This window comes from Acetobacter oeni, assembly GCF_011516825.1.
In the GTDB taxonomy this organism is placed as follows: domain Bacteria; phylum Pseudomonadota; class Alphaproteobacteria; order Acetobacterales; family Acetobacteraceae; genus Acetobacter; species Acetobacter oeni.
Map to the genome: position 1 here is coordinate 1 of NZ_WOTA01000048.1, position 15,831 is coordinate 15,831.

19 protein-coding genes, 1 tRNA gene and 1 pseudogene are annotated in these 15,831 nt (G+C 59.4%); 10 read left to right on the forward strand and 11 right to left on the reverse strand.

The window, feature by feature from the left end:
- The first annotated feature begins 785 nt into the window (after positions 1-785).
- On the forward strand, positions 786-1,157 hold the full coding sequence (locus tag GOB90_RS17470) for a hypothetical protein (RefSeq protein ID WP_146892628.1): 372 nt from the start codon (positions 786-788) through the stop codon (positions 1,155-1,157).
- Between the two features lie 427 nt (positions 1,158-1,584).
- On the opposite strand, the gene chrA is transcribed toward GOB90_RS17470, so the two are convergent.
- The 3 genes from chrA to GOB90_RS17485 form a co-directional block, all read right to left on the reverse strand.
- Complete coding sequence (gene chrA / locus GOB90_RS17475; protein WP_146892630.1) at positions 1,585-2,811, reverse strand: chromate efflux transporter; 1,227 nt, start codon at positions 2,809-2,811, stop codon at positions 1,585-1,587.
- Positions 2,812-2,948: 137 nt separating this feature from the next.
- On the reverse strand, positions 2,949-3,335 hold the full coding sequence (locus GOB90_RS17480) for an RcnB family protein (RefSeq protein ID WP_242012140.1): 387 nt from the start codon (positions 3,333-3,335) through the stop codon (positions 2,949-2,951).
- Between the two features lie 38 nt (positions 3,336-3,373).
- On the reverse strand, positions 3,374-3,961 hold the full coding sequence (locus GOB90_RS17485) for a cytochrome b (RefSeq protein ID WP_146892634.1): 588 nt from the start codon (positions 3,959-3,961) through the stop codon (positions 3,374-3,376).
- 195 nt (positions 3,962-4,156) lie between these two features.
- Between GOB90_RS17485 and GOB90_RS17490 the strand changes: the two genes are divergently transcribed.
- The 4 genes from GOB90_RS17490 (at position 4,157) to GOB90_RS17505 (ending at position 6,994) form a co-directional block, all read left to right on the forward strand.
- Positions 4,157-4,852: a VIT1/CCC1 transporter family protein gene (locus tag GOB90_RS17490; protein ID WP_146892636.1), complete on the forward strand. Its 696-nt coding sequence runs from the start codon at positions 4,157-4,159 to the stop codon at positions 4,850-4,852.
- A 74-nt stretch (positions 4,853-4,926) separates the two neighbouring features.
- A complete protein-coding gene (locus tag GOB90_RS17495; RefSeq protein ID WP_146892638.1) occupies positions 4,927-5,280 on the forward strand; it encodes an ArsR/SmtB family transcription factor in 354 nt (117 codons plus the stop codon).
- Entirely contained in the window at positions 5,277-5,699 is a 423-nt protein-coding gene (gene arsC, locus GOB90_RS17500) for an arsenate reductase (glutaredoxin) (RefSeq protein ID WP_146892640.1), read from the forward strand. The genes GOB90_RS17495 and arsC overlap by 4 nt, the downstream gene beginning before the upstream one ends.
- Entirely contained in the window at positions 5,699-6,994 is a 1,296-nt protein-coding gene (locus tag GOB90_RS17505; protein WP_146892642.1) for an arsenic transporter, read from the forward strand. Before arsC ends, GOB90_RS17505 begins: the two co-directional genes overlap by 1 nt.
- A 3-nt stretch (positions 6,995-6,997) precedes the next feature.
- Here GOB90_RS17505 and GOB90_RS17510 read toward each other — a convergent pair whose 3' ends face one another.
- Complete coding sequence (locus GOB90_RS17510; protein ID WP_146892645.1) at positions 6,998-7,735, reverse strand: SDR family oxidoreductase; 738 nt, start codon at positions 7,733-7,735, stop codon at positions 6,998-7,000.
- Between the two features lie 111 nt (positions 7,736-7,846).
- On the opposite strand from GOB90_RS17510, the gene GOB90_RS17515 reads away from it, so the two are divergent.
- From GOB90_RS17515 to GOB90_RS19395, 3 genes are all read left to right on the forward strand, one after another.
- A complete protein-coding gene (locus GOB90_RS17515; protein WP_146892647.1) occupies positions 7,847-8,767 on the forward strand; it encodes a LysR family transcriptional regulator in 921 nt (306 codons plus the stop codon).
- Positions 8,768-8,775: 8 nt separating this feature from the next.
- Positions 8,776-9,207 (forward strand): alpha/beta fold hydrolase, encoded by a 432-nt coding sequence (locus GOB90_RS19390; RefSeq protein ID WP_242012141.1) that lies wholly within the window; start codon positions 8,776-8,778, stop codon positions 9,205-9,207.
- 62 nt (positions 9,208-9,269) lie between these two features.
- Complete coding sequence (locus GOB90_RS19395; RefSeq protein ID WP_242012142.1) at positions 9,270-9,623, forward strand: hypothetical protein; 354 nt, start codon at positions 9,270-9,272, stop codon at positions 9,621-9,623.
- A gap of 42 nt (positions 9,624-9,665) precedes the next feature.
- Here the strand turns inward: GOB90_RS19395 and GOB90_RS17525 are convergent, their stop codons facing one another.
- The 4 genes from GOB90_RS17525 to GOB90_RS17540 all read right to left on the reverse strand — a co-directional run bounded on the left by GOB90_RS17525 (position 9,666) and on the right by GOB90_RS17540 (position 12,265).
- On the reverse strand, positions 9,666-9,812 hold the full coding sequence (locus GOB90_RS17525) for a hypothetical protein (RefSeq protein WP_173572184.1): 147 nt from the start codon (positions 9,810-9,812) through the stop codon (positions 9,666-9,668).
- The gene (locus tag GOB90_RS17530; protein ID WP_242012148.1) at positions 9,809-10,897 is read right to left on the reverse strand and encodes an MFS transporter; all 1,089 of its coding nucleotides are present in this window, start codon (positions 10,895-10,897) and stop codon (positions 9,809-9,811) included. Before GOB90_RS17530 ends, GOB90_RS17525 begins: the two co-directional genes overlap by 4 nt.
- 134 nt (positions 10,898-11,031) lie before the next feature.
- The gene (locus tag GOB90_RS19595) at positions 11,032-11,157 is read right to left on the reverse strand and encodes a hypothetical protein (protein ID WP_260176003.1); all 126 of its coding nucleotides are present in this window, start codon (positions 11,155-11,157) and stop codon (positions 11,032-11,034) included.
- 199 nt (positions 11,158-11,356) lie between these two features.
- On the reverse strand, positions 11,357-12,265 hold the full coding sequence (locus GOB90_RS17540; RefSeq protein WP_146892651.1) for a LysR family transcriptional regulator: 909 nt from the start codon (positions 12,263-12,265) through the stop codon (positions 11,357-11,359).
- 120 nt (positions 12,266-12,385) lie between these two features.
- Between GOB90_RS17540 and GOB90_RS17545 the strand changes: the two genes are divergently transcribed.
- Both GOB90_RS17545 and GOB90_RS17550 read left to right on the forward strand, forming a co-directional pair.
- A complete protein-coding gene (locus GOB90_RS17545) occupies positions 12,386-12,850 on the forward strand; it encodes an SRPBCC family protein (protein ID WP_146892653.1) in 465 nt (154 codons plus the stop codon).
- A 52-nt stretch (positions 12,851-12,902) separates the two neighbouring features.
- Positions 12,903-13,505, forward strand: coding sequence for an NAD(P)H-dependent oxidoreductase (locus GOB90_RS17550; protein WP_146892658.1), 603 nt, complete (start codon positions 12,903-12,905; stop codon positions 13,503-13,505).
- Between the two features lie 127 nt (positions 13,506-13,632).
- On the opposite strand, the gene GOB90_RS17555 is transcribed toward GOB90_RS17550, so the two are convergent.
- From GOB90_RS17555 to GOB90_RS17565, 3 genes and pseudogenes are all read right to left on the reverse strand, one after another.
- Positions 13,633-14,181 carry an MFS transporter gene (locus tag GOB90_RS17555; RefSeq protein WP_242012144.1) on the reverse strand — a complete coding sequence of 183 codons (549 nt, stop codon included), beginning with the start codon at positions 14,179-14,181 and terminating at the stop codon, positions 13,633-13,635.
- A gap of 120 nt (positions 14,182-14,301) precedes the next feature.
- A pseudogene (locus GOB90_RS17560) lies at positions 14,302-15,446 on the reverse strand (hypothetical protein).
- Positions 15,447-15,693: 247 nt separating this feature from the next.
- Positions 15,694-15,770, reverse strand: a tRNA-Met gene (locus tag GOB90_RS17565).
- Positions 15,771-15,831 lie beyond the last annotated feature (61 nt).

Below are 15,831 nucleotides of genomic sequence, written 5' to 3' on the forward strand. Positions count from 1 at the left end.
GATGCACTCCAGGACGCGGTGTGCGGTGCAATCGACGATGTCTGTCACAGCCAGGCCGCCGCCTGCTTCACCGCCACAGGATATGAACCAGATTGATCGGATTATGCTCTATCGTCAGGCTGCATGGCGGTAACATCCGGCTCAAGGACAACAATCCGGGGCTGCGCTGCGAAATCACATTCCCTGTCTCGATCCCGTATCGTCCATAAAGCTTGTCGTCCTCCGCGCCGCCGCTCCGATATTTCCGTTGGTGTAACCAGTTCGCGGGAATAGCTGTCGACATCCTGTGTGGGGTGCGTGCGTGTTTGGGGAACTTTACGACGTTCTTTTCGGTAATCGTCATCGGCCCGCGATCATATCGGCAATCATGGCAGTCTTTTCCGCGCACACAGGCCGCGTCATAATCCTCGCGTAATGCTACCGCTCTGCTCATCCTGGGTGCCTTTCTCCTGGTCCGACATCCCATGAATCATAATTTCCTGCCCCTGGGTACCCAGGTGAGTCATTCCAAAAGCTGATTGGTATAATACCAGAGGTTGTGAAGATTGACCTGCGGATGAGAGTATCCGGGCTCAGCCCGGACCTGGCAGGAACCGCAGGCCCCTGCACCCCGGTTTGCTGATCATACTGTCTGACATGCATCTGCCTCCGATGGGAGCCCTATCACCGAAAGCTGCCCTGTCCCGCGTGTTCCGGTCGGGCTTCATGAAGTTCTCCCGAACGGCGGCGCAGAAAGGCGGCGTCCGTCATCAGCCTTCGCGCCCGTCTATCCGGTGTTTGGCGCGGTGGCAGCTTCGCCTTTCCAGACGCAATGGCTGCACGCACTCGTTGCGAACCACGCCCTTCAGGCGGAAATCGTCCTGCGCAGGCTGCTGGAGAAAAACACGGATGCAAGCGTGACCCTGCATCCACCGGACACGATATACTCACTGTCGTCGCGCTCCACCTTACGGCTCTTTCGTCGTTCGGCTTCTACGAGCCTCTCGTCTCCTGTGCCAAAAGGTGCGCGAGTGGTTCACTGGAAGGTGTCTCCGGCAACAAAGCCTCACGAAACCCAGATTTCTCCTGACCACATCATGAACCATGCCTGTTGCCAATCCTACAGCACGCTGGTCTGGAACCACGCATCGGCGGTCAAGAAAATTGTCTATCTCTGACCTGAACAAGAAAAATTCTGGATGGCGTCATCCGTGAACAGACTTTCCGACGCATCCATTCTTATCGTTGCGACCGGTCGAAAAGGCGAAATGCGGCAGTGCGAAGCGTTGGCCAATGCCTGTGGACTGCTCTAGCAGCTCACCAAAAACGATCAGGTTCCCTCCGACGAACCAACACTGATCCTGTCCTTCTGCAGAACCTTGATGCAGGCGTGGTGTCTGGTAATGCGAAGTCTTTGATGCCCGCGTCACGGGGTATTCTACTATGCATATAGGAAATTGGCCGTATTGCTTAATGATTTCCGTCGTGGCACTCGGGAATGCACTCGCTGCAACCGGGTTGCCGAGCATTGCTTCAGAGTGCCGACGACGAAGTATCCACGTCGTGCATTTCACTTTGACCGTAGATTCCATGTCTGACTTTTCACTACGCAGCTTGTCCCAAAGCAATTCCTCCCACTGCACTGATAGCGACTACGACCAGAGGTGGCGCTCGCCAGAGCGTCAGCAGAGCGAAGCCGACAAGGACAAGTCCGAAATCGCCCGATGATTTGACCGCGCTCGTCCAGACCGGTGTGTATAACGCGGCGCCCAGCAGGCCCACCACAGCGGCATTGACACCTCGCATGATCGCCTGTGCTGCTGGACGACTACGAAAGGAATCCCAGAACGGCAATACACCGATGAGGATCAGGATCCCTGGCAGAAAGATGCCGAGCAGAGCAAGGAAGGCCCCCTCTACGCCATGGGGTAATAGTTTGACGATCGCACCAAGATAGGCAGCAAACGTGAAGAGTGGTCCCGGAACCGCCTGTGCGGCGCCATAACCGGCGAGAAAGGCATCGTCACTGACCAGACCTGGTGTCACAAAGGCTTCATGGAGCAATGGCAGCACCACATGACCGCCGCCAAACACGAGTGCGCCAGACCGGTAGAAGGCATTGAACAATGAAAATCCCCCCGGCGCGCCATGCTGGCCGAGAACAGGAGGAGCGAAGAGCAACACCGCAAAGGCCAGAAGCGCAGCCATCCCGACACGGCGCGATACGGGCACGGCGACATGTCCGCTGTCCGATGGCGGAAGAGCGCAACAGAACCACAGGCCGACAACGCCCCCGAGGGCAATAGCGCCGATTTGGGCAAAAGGCGAGGTCACGAACAGAATGATGAGTGCCGCTATCACCGCGATGGAACCACGGACCCGATCCGGACACAGCGTTCGTGCCATGCCCCACACGGCCTGTGCGACGATGGCCACGGCGACGAGTTTCAATCCATGCAAAAGACCGAGGCCAATCGGTCCCCCGAGTGCGCTCGCGCTATAGGCGAAGAGAACAAGGACGAACGCCGAAGGCAGAGTAAATCCGGTCCACGCGGCGAGACCACCAAGATAGCCCGCCCGCATCAGACCAATGGAAAATCCCACCTGGCTGCTCGCCGGACCGGGCAGAAACTGACAAAGTCCCACGAGATCCGCATAGGCGCGCTCATCAAGCCACCGGCGTCGGACGACAAACTCATTGCGGAAATATCCGATATGCGCGATCGGGCCACCGAAGCAGGTAACGCCCAGCCTGAGGAAGATGAACAGCACTTCCCATGCTGCGGCCATCCGTTGACGTTCTGGCGCTGCACCGAAGGGCACGATGGTCATCAGGTTGAGCCCTTTGTTTTCCGGACAGGTACGAGACAGGTATCATGCTCATTTTAAGAACGCCATGCTGGCAGATCGACTTCATCAATCACAAAAAATCTTCATAAATCCAGCGAAGAATCGTAATCATCCTTCCATCAATAAGGCGGAACATAACCCGGTGCCGTCGGGTAGGCTGGCGCAGCGGAACCAACGGTCGCAGCAGCAACCCCTGCTATAAGACCGGTCGCTGCGGCCATCAGAAGATACTGTCCGCCTGACTGCATCCAGTAGTAACCTGCGGGAGGTGCCCAGAGCCCCCGCCGCCCGCGCCAGTCACTGACCATCCAGCGCTGCTCACGCGGACCGGAATAATAGTCGCCTCTCTGCCAGTGTTTCATGTGGCCATAGCCATGACCCTTACCATGATGGTCATGGCCACCGTGGTCTTGCCCTCCGCGTGCCCAGGGAGGGTCTGCATAGGCAGCGGAACAGGTCATAAGCAGACAGACTGACAGGAGAGCGGTCGTGAATTGTTTTGTCATAGGCACCTCCATATGAAGCTCAGGAAGAAAGCACGGCCTTACGGCTTTTGTGTGAACAGAGGATTGGCGCCTTGATCTCCACGCAGAAGCATACGTCCAAAAACCCCGTCTTTCAGAATGACCTGATGGAAAACCGCCGCCATGCCATGACCGCTGGCAATCACGACAATCAACCATGCGTTCCAGTGATGCATATCCTGAATCCAATGGAGCAGCGACGCCGGAAAGCGGACAAACGGGGACGGGATCAGGAGGCCGAAAAAACTCATGGCCTGTCCCGCTCCCCATCGCCAGAGGTAGCCGAGCACGATTTCAGCCAGAAGCAGCACGTAGAGCGTATATTCCACGCCCAGCGCAAAGAAACGGTCGAGCGGCCGCAGAAGGTCCGATAGATGCCGGCCTTTCGTCAGGCGCCAGGCAATGCGGAACCCCATGATTGCCGTCAGCAGGATGCCCGCTGTCAGATGCGCAACGACCATCAGATGATGAACGGGTTTTGCAGGCCAACCCCAGCTTTCGCCGAGAGCAAACTGAAACAGCACCAGAAAGGCGGTTGCCCAGTGAAGGGCAATCGTCGGCCTGTCATAGCGCTGGGTACGCGTAATATCCGGCATCACGTCAGGCATGCACTTTCTCCCAGATAACGGTGAAGAAACTGTAGTTCATATCACACCAAACCTGACGGGAACCTGAACAAACAGGAATGATAAATAATAAATTCTATTGAAAATAACTCGCAGTATTAGAATTAATTATTTGTTGTCATGCGGAAATTGAAGACCTATTCCTGAACACAATTCAGATTGCCAACGGATAATCTTATGTCGCGACTTCATCCCCTCGCTGAACGTCATGCCGTCGAGAAACTGGGCTGGCTGCGTGCAGCCGTCCTCGGCGCCAATGATGGAACATTGTCAACCGGAAGCCTGATTGTCGGGGTTGCCAGTTCTCACGCGACACACGGCAGTATCCTCATCGCAGGATTATCCGCGCTTGTGGCTGGTGCCCTCTCCATGGCGGCCGGGGAGTATGTTTCGGTCAGTTCCCAGCGGGATTCAGAACAGGCCGACATCGCTCGTGAAAAACAGGAACTGGCCACGGACTGGGACGGAGAAGTGACCGAACTCGCAGGGATCTATCAGAAGCGCGGGCTGGATCCAGATCTCTCCCACAAGGTGGCCGTCGCCCTCATGCAGCATGATGCCCTCGGCGCTCATGCTCGAGATGAACTGGGCCTTTCGGAAGCCACAGCGGCCAGACCCATCCAGGCGGCCTTTGCTTCGGCTTCTGCCTTTTCGTCAGGGGCGGTGCTGCCCGTTCTGGCGGCAGTTCTGGCTCCCGTTTCGTGGGTGTCCTGGAGCGTCTCCCTGACGTCCGTCGTGGTTCTCGCCATTCTGGGTATCGTCGGCGCAGTCGCCGGTGGCGCAGCCCCCTTGCGCCCGGCGTTGCGCGTGACGTTCTGGGGCATTGTGGCGATGATCGTCACCGGCGGGATCGGACACCTGTTCGACGTGTAACGCAGAAACGGGTTTCGCAAGATACCAATGCGGTGCTCTTGACCCCACCCCCATATATCCATGATGATGGATATATGGATACAGATTCCGCCATCGCCGCGCTCAGTGCTCTCTCCCAGTCCACGCGCCTGGAAATCTTCCGCCTGCTGGTCCGGCATGAACCGGACGGCCTGCCTGCCGGTGAGGTCGCCCGCCAGCTCGATCTGCCGCAGAACACCATATCGGCCCATCTCGCCACCCTGACACGCGCCGGCCTGCTGACCTCACAGCGCTACAGCCGGCTGATCGTCTATCGCGTCGGCCTGCCGCGCCTGCGGGAACTGATGCTGTTCCTCGTCAAGGATTGCTGTGCAGGCAATCCCGAACTCTGTGCGCCCCTGATCGCCGATTTATCCGCCTGCTGCCCAAGTCCGGAGGCCTGCTCATGACCATCACGATCTACCACAATCCGGCCTGCGGCACGTCGCGTAATGTGCTGGCGCTGATCCGCAACAGCGGCGAGGAACCCCGGATCGTCGAATATCTGAAGACGCCGCCGAGCCGCTCCGAACTGCTCGATCTGATCGGGCGCATGGAAATTCCGGTACGGACTCTCCTGCGGGAGAAGGGCACGCCCTATAACGAGCTGGGGCTCGACAATTTAGCCCTGTCGGACAATGACCTGATCGATGCCATGATGGCACACCCCACCCTGATCAACCGGCCGATCGTCGTCACCCCGCTGGGTACAGCACTCTGCCGCCCCTCGGAGACGGTCCTGGATATCCTGCCCAATCCACAGCGTGGGGCCTTCGCCAAAGAAGATGGCGAGAAGATCGTGGGCGAGACGGGTGAACGGATCGCCTGATGCTGGCGCTTCTCATCTTCGTCGTCACGCTGGTTTTCGTCATCTGGCAGCCCAAAGGGCTCGGCATCGGGTGGAGCGCTCTGGCGGGGGCCGGAGTGGCTCTGATGACCGGTGTGATCCACTGGCAGGATATTCCGGTCGTCTGGCACATCGTCTGGGACGCGACCTTCACCTTCATCGCGCTGATCGTCATCTCACTGCTGCTGGATGAAGCCGGGTTCTTTCATTGGGCTGCCCTGCATGTCGTGCGCTGGAGCAAGGGACGTGGCCGGGTGCTGTTTCCCCTGATCGTGGTGCTGGGGGCCGTCATCGCGGCAGTCTTCGCCAATGATGGCGCAGCCCTGCTGCTGACACCGATCGTGATCGCCGTCCTGACGCAGCTTCGCCTGCAACCTGCTGCCGCGCTGGCCTTTATCATCGCTACGGGCTTTGTTGCCGATACCACCAGCCTGCCGCTGGTGATCTCCAACCTTGTGAATATCGTCAGCGCCAATTTCTTCGGCATCGCCTTTGACCGCTATGCGGCGGTCATGGTTCCCGTCGATCTGGTGGCGCTGGGCGCGACGCTGACCGTGCTATGGCTGCGATATCGGCGGCAGGCGCCGACGGTCTATCCGGTCGAGAAACTGCCCGCGCCAGCCACTGCGATCCGTGACCGTGCCGTATTTCGCGCAGCCTTCCCGCTGCTGGCGCTGGTCCTGACCGGGTATTTCCTGACCGCGCCGTTGCATATCCCGGTCTGCATCGTCGCTGGTCTTGCGGCCGGGGCGCTGCTGATCGTCGCCGGGCGAGGGCAGATCATCCCGGTTCGCAAGGTGCTACGCGGTGCGCCGTGGCAGATCGTGATCTTCTCACTGGGCATGTATCTGGTGGTCTACGGCCTGCGCAACGCCGGGCTGACCGCTTATCTGGCGGCGGCACTGGTCTGGCTGGGTCATCAGGGACCATTCGCGGCCACGATCGGCACTGGTTTTCTCGGAGCACTGCTCTCCTCCGTCATGAACAACATGCCGGGCGTGCTGGTGGGTGCGCTGGCGATCCAGCAGGCACACGACATTGCCCCGTTGACCCGCGACCTGATGATCTATGCCAACGTCATCGGCTGCGATCTCGGTCCCAAATTCACTCCGATCGGTAGTCTCGCCACGCTACTCTGGCTGCATGTGCTGGCATCCAAAAATTACCGGATCACATGGGGGCAATACATGAAGGTCGGGCTGATCCTCACACCGCCCGTCCTGCTGATCACGCTCGCGGCGCTGGCCTGCTGGCTGCCCGTCGTGAGACAGCCATGACGATCAGACAATACCGCCATTGGCGCGCAGGGTCTGGCCGTTGATCCACGCGCCATCCGACCCGACAAGGAAGGCGACCGCCGCCGCGATATCAACCGGCGTCCCGAGCCGCTCCAGCGGGCTCATTGCTGATAGTTTCTGAATCAGCTCCGGACTTTTTCCCTCAAGAAACAGATCTGTCGCGGTCGGACCGGGGGCAACGGCATTCACCGTGATGTTCCGGCCACGCAATTCCCTGGCCAGGATCGCGGTCAGGGTCTCGACTGCCGCTTTCGTGGCAGCATAGACACCGTAATTCTCGAATTTCAGGCCGACGACGCTGGTGGACAGGTTGACGACGCGCCCGTCGTTCCGCAGCTGCCGGGCGGCCTGACGCAACGTGTTGAATGTACCTCTGAAATTGATATCCACCTGACGCGTGAAAGCGGCATCGTCCACATCGACGATACGCCCCAGCGTCATGATCCCGGCATTGTTGACCAGAACATCGACACCACCGAACGCCTTTTCCGCCGCATCAAACAGGGTGGCGACAGCCGCTGCGTCCGAGACATCGGCCCGCACGGGGAGCGCTTCGCCGCCATCCCGGCGGATTGTTGCGGCCAGTTCCTCGGCCCGTGCGGCGTTGCCGGCGTAATTGATAACGACGGCCAACCCGTCCTTCGCCAGCCGCGTTGCGATGGCAGCGCCGATGCCGCGTGACGACCCTGTGATGATCGCGACTTTTCGGTTCTGTGTCATGTGTGCGTTCCTCCTGACCTGTAGAATGGCTCTGATGTGAGCCTGCCTCTTTTCGGTCTCCGGATAATCCCGCACAATCCGGACAGATTATCCGACAGGAAGGAACAGTTGATGGACCGGCTGGACGTCATGCGCCTGTTCATGCGTATCGTCGAATGCGGCAGCTTCACACGAGCGGCGGCGGACATGGATCTGCCGCGCTCGACCGCGACCGATGTCATAAGGGCACTGGAGATCCGGCTCGGCGTGCGCCTTCTGCACCGCACCACGCGTCAGGTCAGCGCCACACCGGAAGGCGAGACCTATTACCACCGCTGCCGCGACATCGTCGCCGATATCGAGGACGCCGAGGCGTCACTCGGCACAATACGCCCCAGGGGCGTCGTGCGGATCGACGTTCATGGGACGCTCGCCCGGCATTTTCTTCTCCCGGCCCTGCCGGCGCTCCTCGCCACCTATCCTGACATCGAACTGCACATGAGCGAAGGAGACCGCCTGGTCGATCCCGTTCGCGAAGGCATGGACTGCCTTCTGCGCGTGGGCGAATTGCGCGACAGTGACATGACCGTTCGATCGCTCGGCTTTCTGGATGAAGTCACGCTGGCTTCTCCGGCTTATCTGGAAAAGCATGGCACGCCCGCTCATCCGGATGGCCTGCCGGGCGGGCATGTCATGGTCGGTTTCCAGTCCAGCCTGCGGGGCAGGATATTGCCGCTGGAGTTCATGATCGACGGAAAAGTCCGGGAGGTCGCCCTGCCATCCCGGATGGCGGTCAACGCGGCGGAAAGCTACATCGCCGCCGCGCGCGCGGGCATGGGTCTCATCCAGATCCCGCGCTATCACGCAGAGCACGATCTCCGGAACGGAGCCCTGGTCGAGATTTTGAAGACCTGCCCACCCTCCCCTTCGCCGGTATCCCTTCTGTCTCCACACAACCGACAGATGTCGCCACGCGTGCGTGTCTTCATTGACTGGGTGGTCGAAAGGTTCCGGTCATCGGCAGACCGACCCAACCGCACCCTGCAGTCATGAGAAGAACGATGCACATAAAACGATCCGGCGTGGCCGCCCTCCTGTCTGCCTGCCTTCTTCTCCCCGACGCGGCCTTCGGCCAGAACCATTCCCCACGCACGATGGCCGCGATTGCGGTGCAGTATTCTCCGGCCGATCAACGCGCGAAAGAGCAAGTCCTGTATCTTCCCCTCAGCGACGGGCATCATCTGAGAGTGCTTCTCGCCACCCCGCCCCAACCCCGTGGCCTCATCATCATGTTTCCCGGCGGGGCCGGAGACATCGGCCTGCAACGGGACGGCCATATCGTCCATGCCGAGAATTTCGTCGTCAGGACACGCGATCTGTGGAACCGGCACGGGTATGCGGTTCTCATTCCGGACACGCCCGAAGACACCAACTCAGGGGTCTGCGCAGCTCACCCTTCTACACGCACCTGGCCGACAGCCTCATCGCCCTAGCTCATCAGCAGACAACCGGGCCGGCCTTCCTGCTTGGCACAAGCCAGGGATCGATCGCCGCCGTGAATGGCGCCGCCCATGCCCGTCCCGGCACGATCGCGGGTGTGATCCTGACCGAATCCGTATCAGTCATGGGCGGAAGCGGGGAAACAGTATTCAGCGCCGGGCCCAGAATGATACGCGTGCCCGTGCTTGTGGTGGCGAACCGCGACGATCTGTGCGATGTGGCGCCGCCCGACGCCGCACCACGGATCGCGGCCGCCATGACCGCGAGCCCCGATGCGCGGGTGCTGACCGTCACGGGCGGCACAACCCGATCGCGGAAGAACTGTGGCTCCCTGACCCCTCATGGCTATTTTGGCATCGAGGATCAGGTCGTAGCCAAGATCAGTGCATGGCTGGATGCCCATTCCTGAGCAGTCGGCTCAGGACAACGTATCCACCCGAGACGTTCGTCTCTATCGGATGGTGTAATCACCGTCGACGACGAGATTCTCGTCGTTCAGCATTTCGGTAACATCGCTGAGCAGGCTGGATACCCCCAGCACGATGTGCCAGTCATAGTGCAGCATTTCAGGGCGGATGAAGCAACCTGGCCGCTTCATTCTGCTTCGGGTGACAGGCGTCCCTTACGGGACAGCAGGACCAGCAGTACGCCCAGCAGGCTGATGCCTAAGCCCGCGACGGAAACCATCGGATAGCCGAACCCCAGAGACAAGACGGCCCCACCCAGCGCCGCCCCCAAGGCATTGCCCAGATTGAACGCGCCTATATTGACCGACGAGGCCAGGCCCGGTGCATCATGTGCGGCCTGCATGGTGCGCATCTGCAGGGCCGGCATCAGAGAGAAACTGGCGATGCCCCACAGCAGGACTCCGATCAGCGCGCCAGCCGGCGTTCGCGCGGCGACGGGAAAGACCAGCATGATCAGGCCGAGGATTGGAAAGAACACCAGCAACGTACCGGCCAGCGATCGGTCTGCCGCCCGGCCGCCGATAGCATTGCCTATACTGAAACCAACACCGATCAGCATCAATGCCAGCGTCGTTAAGGTTGGCCCCGCACGGGTGATATGTTCCAGCATTGGCACGATATAGGTATAGAGTTCGAACATCGCTCCAGCGCCGATCACCGTGACGCCCAGTGCCATCAGCACGTTGGGACGCATGATCGCCTTCATCTCGGCCACCGCGTCCGGCCTTGGGCTGGCCTCAGCCAATGGCAGGGCAACGGACAGAGCCGCAGCCGCGACCAGACCCAGCACTGAAATGGCGGCGAACGCGCTGCGCCAGCCCAGCGTGTCACCCAGCCATGTCGCTGCTGGCACGCCAAGGATATTGGCGACGGTCAGACCCATGAACATACTGGCCACCGCACTCGCCTGCCGGTTGGCCGCAACCAGGCTCGCCGCCTCCACGGCGCCCAGCCCGAAGAATGCCCCATGGGCCATGCTGGTCAGCACCCGTGACAGCAGCAACTGCATGTAATCGTCACTGGCAGCCGAAGTCAGGTTACCGATCGCATACAGGATCATCAGCCCGATCAGTGCATATTTGCGCGGATAGCGCGCCAGAAAGAGAGTGACGAAGGGCGCGCCGCCCATCACGCCAAAGGCATAGGCGCTGATCAGGCTGCCTGCCTTGGGTACACTGATATGGACCCCGTCCGCCAGGACAGGCAGCAGGCCCATGGGGGTGAATTCGGTCACCCCGATCGCAAAGGCCCCGCAGGACAGGGACAACAGCGCACGACCTGACGAAAAATGAGAATTCGACACACTTGCCTCTATCTGTTCAATAAGGGATTTCAAATATATGATGACACTCAGCTGGTGTGGGAAACCCGTCCGACATGCGAGAGTCGGGCGAAGATGCGGCCACCCTGGGCGTGCACCACATGGGTGATCAGGGGCGTCGTAACATTCCCTCGTGCGGCGCGGGAACGTGTCATGGGCGGCATGATAATCCGGTTGGCTCGGTCCAGACCCGCCTGCGAATAAGGTGAAAACAGCACCGGCAACCCCTTTTGGGGAAAGGCGGGTGGAAAGCGGAAAATTATCAGTGCGGGATAAAACCAACCAGAGGCTTTGTGGCCACAGGAGCTGTGAACCAGAGTCACAAAAAAGACGCCAATGGGTCGGAAACGCCTCTCACGCTCCGGTCCGCATAAATGCCTGCAACCTTGGCACCATGAAATCGAGAAACAGCCGGACACGCTGTGGCATGCGCTGACCGCCGAGATAAAGGGCATGGACGTCCTCCGCGTCGCCATGTCCTGCATCGGCCAGCACCTCGACCAGATGCCCCTGGGCAATGTCGTCGCGCACATGAAAGTCGCCCAGACGTGCCAGTCCCACGCCTGCCAAAACCAGACGCCGCACCGTCTCGCCATTGTTGGCCAGCAGGCTGCCGCCGACCATACGGTCCACGATCCGCCCCCCTTCGCGCAACGGCCAGACCGGCGCGGCCCGGCGGAAATTGAAACCCAGACAGTTATGGTGGTCGAGATCATCGATCGTAATCGGGGTGCCGCGTTCCTTGAGATAGTCGGGTGAGGCGACGATCTGTCGGCGTGCCACCCCGATCTTGCGAGCCACCAGGCTACTGTCCGTCAGGGGGCCGACGCGAAAGGCAATGTCGGTGCGGTCGAGATAGAGATCGACGATCTCGTCGGACAGCGACAGATCGACAATGACGTTTGGATAGGTCCGCCAGAATTCCCGCAGCAGCGGCTCGATCCCCAGCACGCCGAATGCGACCGAGGCGCTCACCCGCACGGTTCCGCTGGCACCACCGGCCCCATGACCAACTTCGCGCTCGATATCGTCCAGCTCCGCCAATAATGCGACGCTGCGTTCATGGAACAGGCGGCCCTCGTCGGTCAGCGACAGCCGCCGGGTCGATCGCTCGACCAGCCGCACGCCCAGCCGGTCCTCCATGCGGCCGATCAGCTTGCTGACCGTTGACGGCGTCATCAGGAGCTGTCTTGCCGCCTCGGAGAAACTGCCAGCTTCGACCACTCTCACAAAGACCTGCATTTCTCCCGCGCGATTATCCATTACCTGAGCCCATCTGTGAATTCGGATCCAAGATTATGTGGAGGAAAAGCCGATTATCAAGCCCCTCCGAAAGCGGCATCATCCAGCGATGATACGGTCCCGGTCGTGGGGACTTTCGTAATGCCCAGTGAGGAAAATATGATTGATGCTGTTGGTCACGTGGAGGCCGCAGTCAGCGCCGATATGGCCTGGACCCTGCTTGGCGGGTTCGACAACCTGCCGTTGTGGCTTCCAAAGATCCGGAAAAGCATACTGGAAGACGGGGGACGGCTCCGCCGTCTGGCCCTGGCGGACGGCGTAACCATCATCGAACGCTTGCTGAGCTTTGACGAGCAGAAACGCTTCTATACCTACGCCTATGTCAGCGGCCCGGACCCGGTTGAAGACTATGTCGGCAAGGTCGCGGTTGAAACAAGCGGTCCCGATAGTTGCATCATCACCTGGGGCAGCTTTTTCCTCCCGGTCGGGTTGAGCGATCTGGAGGCGACTGAACGCTATCAGGGCGCCTACACCTCCGCCCTGCGCTACGTGAAGACGTTGCTGGAAACCAATGCACGAAAAGTTCCGAGCCAAGATTTTTCCTGACAACCACCCTCACCCTGTCATTGTGATTCCCAATCAAGGAATATTCCCAGCTATGAAAAACATCCTTCTTTTGAATGGTGGAAAGGTCTTCGCGCATTCGCATGGACGCCTGAACGATACGTTGCATGACGTCGCGGTCCGGGCACTGACAGAGGCAGATTTCGCGATACGCGAAACCAAAATCGACGCTGGCTACGATATCGAGGAGGAAGTCCAGAATTTTTTATGGGCGGATCTGATCATCTACCAGATGCCCGGCTGGTGGATGGGCGCACCATGGATCGTCAAGAAATACATGGACGAGGTCTTTACCTCCGGTCACGGCGCGCTCTACGCCAATGATGGGCGCAGCCGGGCCTATCCCGAGCGCAAATATGGCTCGGGTGGTCTGCTGGACGGTAAACGTTACATGCTGTCCCTCACCTGGAACGCGCCGGATGATGCCTTTACGGATCCTGTGCAGTTCTTTGAAGGCAAAGGTATAGATGCCGTCTATTTCCCCTTTCACAAGGCCAATCAATTCCTGGCAATGTCGCCTCTGCCGACCTTCCTGGCCACCGATGTCATGAAAGCCCCGGATGTCGACGGGACCACCGACCGTTATCGCCGACATCTGTCGGAAACACTGGATTTCGCACTTTCTTTGAAAGAATAAACGCGCTGACGAAAATGGGGAGATTCAATGACCAGGATATGACGAGAGTTTTTATCGTATTAAAAAAATGGAAAATTAGATCAAACTGCTTCCCGGTTCAGGTTTCAGGTCATTGAGTGTTGCATTGTCATGCTGTCGTCTTTTTATTTCGAGCCAACTTCTGAACCTGGAGTAATGTTGCCAAGAGTGAAAGCGCTGCGCCAAGGATGACGATGCCGGTCCAGCCATATGAGGACCATGCCAGCATCGCGACAGCCGAGCCCGTAGACCCGCCCAGAAACATCGTCCCCATAAAAATGGTGTTCAGCCGCGCCCTCGCTTCAGGACGCAGCGCGTAAACAATATGCTGGTTGGACACGAGAGCGCTCTGGATTGCAAAATCCAGCACGATAACACCGACGATCAATCCGGTCAGAGAGTTCCACAAACCGAACACGCCCCATGACACAAGCGTCAAAACCGTGCCGAGAATAATGATCCGATGCGGGCCGTGCCGATCCGCAACGCGCCCTGCGAATGGTGCGGCAAGAATACCGACCGCCCCTACAACACCAAACAGGCCAGCGGCATCGGCTCCAAGTCCGAAGTCGGGCTGCTGCAGGTGTAGTGCAAGCGTTGTCCAGAACACACTGAATGCAGCAAAGAGAAGACCCTGCGTGAATGCCGCGAGACGCAATTCAGAGAACTCTTTCCAAAGACCCGCGAGTGATTCAAGCAATGGCCATAACACAGTCTGGTGTCCGCTATGTGGAAAGGATGTAGCAACTCATATGACCGAGTTGTAGGCGAAAGCGGCTTATTTCCGGAGCATGGTGATTCCGAGTTCGTGCCACATCCACCCGAAATCGTAGGCAACCCCCGCGCCGTCATTTTTCCGGGTGCGGGCTGTGGTGTTTTCAATATCCTTCAGCCAGGCAGCCACCTTTTTACATCCTGAAGCTGTCCGGGCAGCCTCACGCGGCGTCACATTCCCCAGGGCTGGAACCGGCTCATCAAGCACCTGCCGGTAATGGCGCTCCAGCATCTGCCCGATGATCCGCGCTTCCTCTTCAGGCGGGATCTGCAGGTCTGGCGACGCAGCCCGTCCACCGTGCTCCCGCTCCTCCATCGCCTGCACCGGTGTCATGATCTGCGTCAGGGGAGCGCCCACGAGCGTGTCCAGAACGGCCTGCAGCATGGCACGCCCACGTTCGGCACGTGCCCCTGAGTTCACCTGCAACCGTAGCTGCCGCCCCTTGAGTTCCACTGTGCCCAGCACGATCGCACCATCGTCCATCTCGGTGTGCAAGAACCGCCCGTTTTCATCCCGTCCGGACAACGGTACAGAATCACTCTCCGGCTCCTTCAGCCAGTTCCAGAACGACCGGTGCTCCGGACGCAGGGCCACCACGCCCTCAAGCGCATCCGCCACCTTCTTCTGCGTCACGCCCTTTGCCAGCGGGAAACAGACTTCATGGAAGACCAGATCCTCGCCATCGCCATTGAACAGCGCCGGACCGTCCATCTGCCGGGCCATGTCTTCCAGCGTCCGGATGGCGGTGCCTTCATGCACGAGAACAGGCTCGCCACCCCGCAGCAGGCCACGCGCCATGAAGCTCTGGCCGGGTCTGATGTCCGAGACTTCATACAGACTCATGACCGAAGCCCTGAGCGCACGCATATAGGCGCTGTTGCGCGGCCCTTCCTTCCAGCCCCGGCGTTTCAGATAGACGTCAACGATATTCCGGTCGTTATCCCAGTCCTGCCCCAGGAAATCCTCGAAGGCACAGCCCACAGCGTCATGGCGACGTCGGGACCGATCATCTCCGCCAGATCCTCGAACGTGATGTCGCCCGCTTCCAGCGCCGGCCCGATGTGATCGCCGAGCACTTCCGCGAAACGGTCCTGCCAGTGATCCTGACCGAGATATCTGATCAGTCCCGTGAGTTCGTCTGCGGCCATGAGGTTTTCCTGCTACTCCGGTTATGGACAGCAGAGGGGAGACTGTCCTGACTCGACAAGGCAGGATCATACCCTGAAACAGGCGACGGGATGCCCCTTCCCAGCTTCACGCATTTGTGACATCCGACAAAATCCCGCCCGGTTACTTTTTCATTTGTTTCCTATGTGTTTCCTGCGGAGTGATTCAGGCACAAAAAAAGCCACCCGCGAGGGTGGCTTTTCTTCTGTCTTTTCAGACGTTTATGCTTGGTTGCGGGGATAGGATTTGAACCTATGACCTTCAGGTTATGAGCCTGACGAGCTACCGGACTGCTCCACCCCGCGGTGGTAATTTTGTGATATGTTTAGGGTGGACTGGAAGACCTGGCGGCGACCGACTTTCCCG

Coding starts and splice junctions, on each gene's coding strand:
- GOB90_RS17495 (WP_146892638.1), top strand. CDS start 4,927: ATGGATACAGATTCCGCCATCGCCGCGCTCAGTGCTCTCTCCCAGTCC.
- GOB90_RS17505 (WP_146892642.1), top strand. CDS start 5,699: ATGCTGGCGCTTCTCATCTTCGTCGTCACGCTGGTTTTCGTCATCTGG.
- GOB90_RS17480 (WP_242012140.1), bottom strand. CDS start 3,335: ATGACAAAACAATTCACGACCGCTCTCCTGTCAGTCTGTCTGCTTATG.
- GOB90_RS17490 (WP_146892636.1), top strand. CDS start 4,157: ATGTCGCGACTTCATCCCCTCGCTGAACGTCATGCCGTCGAGAAACTG.
- arsC (WP_146892640.1), top strand. CDS start 5,277: ATGACCATCACGATCTACCACAATCCGGCCTGCGGCACGTCGCGTAAT.
- chrA (WP_146892630.1), bottom strand. CDS start 2,811: ATGACCATCGTGCCCTTCGGTGCAGCGCCAGAACGTCAACGGATGGCC.
- GOB90_RS17485 (WP_146892634.1), bottom strand. CDS start 3,961: ATGCCTGACGTGATGCCGGATATTACGCGTACCCAGCGCTATGACAGG.
- GOB90_RS17515 (WP_146892647.1), top strand. CDS start 7,847: ATGGACCGGCTGGACGTCATGCGCCTGTTCATGCGTATCGTCGAATGC.
- GOB90_RS17550 (WP_146892658.1), top strand. CDS start 12,903: ATGAAAAACATCCTTCTTTTGAATGGTGGAAAGGTCTTCGCGCATTCG.
- GOB90_RS17510 (WP_146892645.1), bottom strand. CDS start 7,735: ATGACACAGAACCGAAAAGTCGCGATCATCACAGGGTCGTCACGCGGC.
- GOB90_RS19390 (WP_242012141.1), top strand. CDS start 8,776: ATGCACATAAAACGATCCGGCGTGGCCGCCCTCCTGTCTGCCTGCCTT.
- GOB90_RS17540 (WP_146892651.1), bottom strand. CDS start 12,265: ATGGATAATCGCGCGGGAGAAATGCAGGTCTTTGTGAGAGTGGTCGAA.
- GOB90_RS17530 (WP_242012148.1), bottom strand. CDS start 10,897: ATGGGCCTGCTGCCTGTCCTGGCGGACGGGGTCCATATCAGTGTACCC.
- GOB90_RS17545 (WP_146892653.1), top strand. CDS start 12,386: ATGCCCAGTGAGGAAAATATGATTGATGCTGTTGGTCACGTGGAGGCC.
- GOB90_RS17525 (WP_173572184.1), bottom strand. CDS start 9,812: ATGAAGCGGCCAGGTTGCTTCATCCGCCCTGAAATGCTGCACTATGAC.
- GOB90_RS19595 (WP_260176003.1), bottom strand. CDS start 11,157: ATGACACGTTCCCGCGCCGCACGAGGGAATGTTACGACGCCCCTGATC.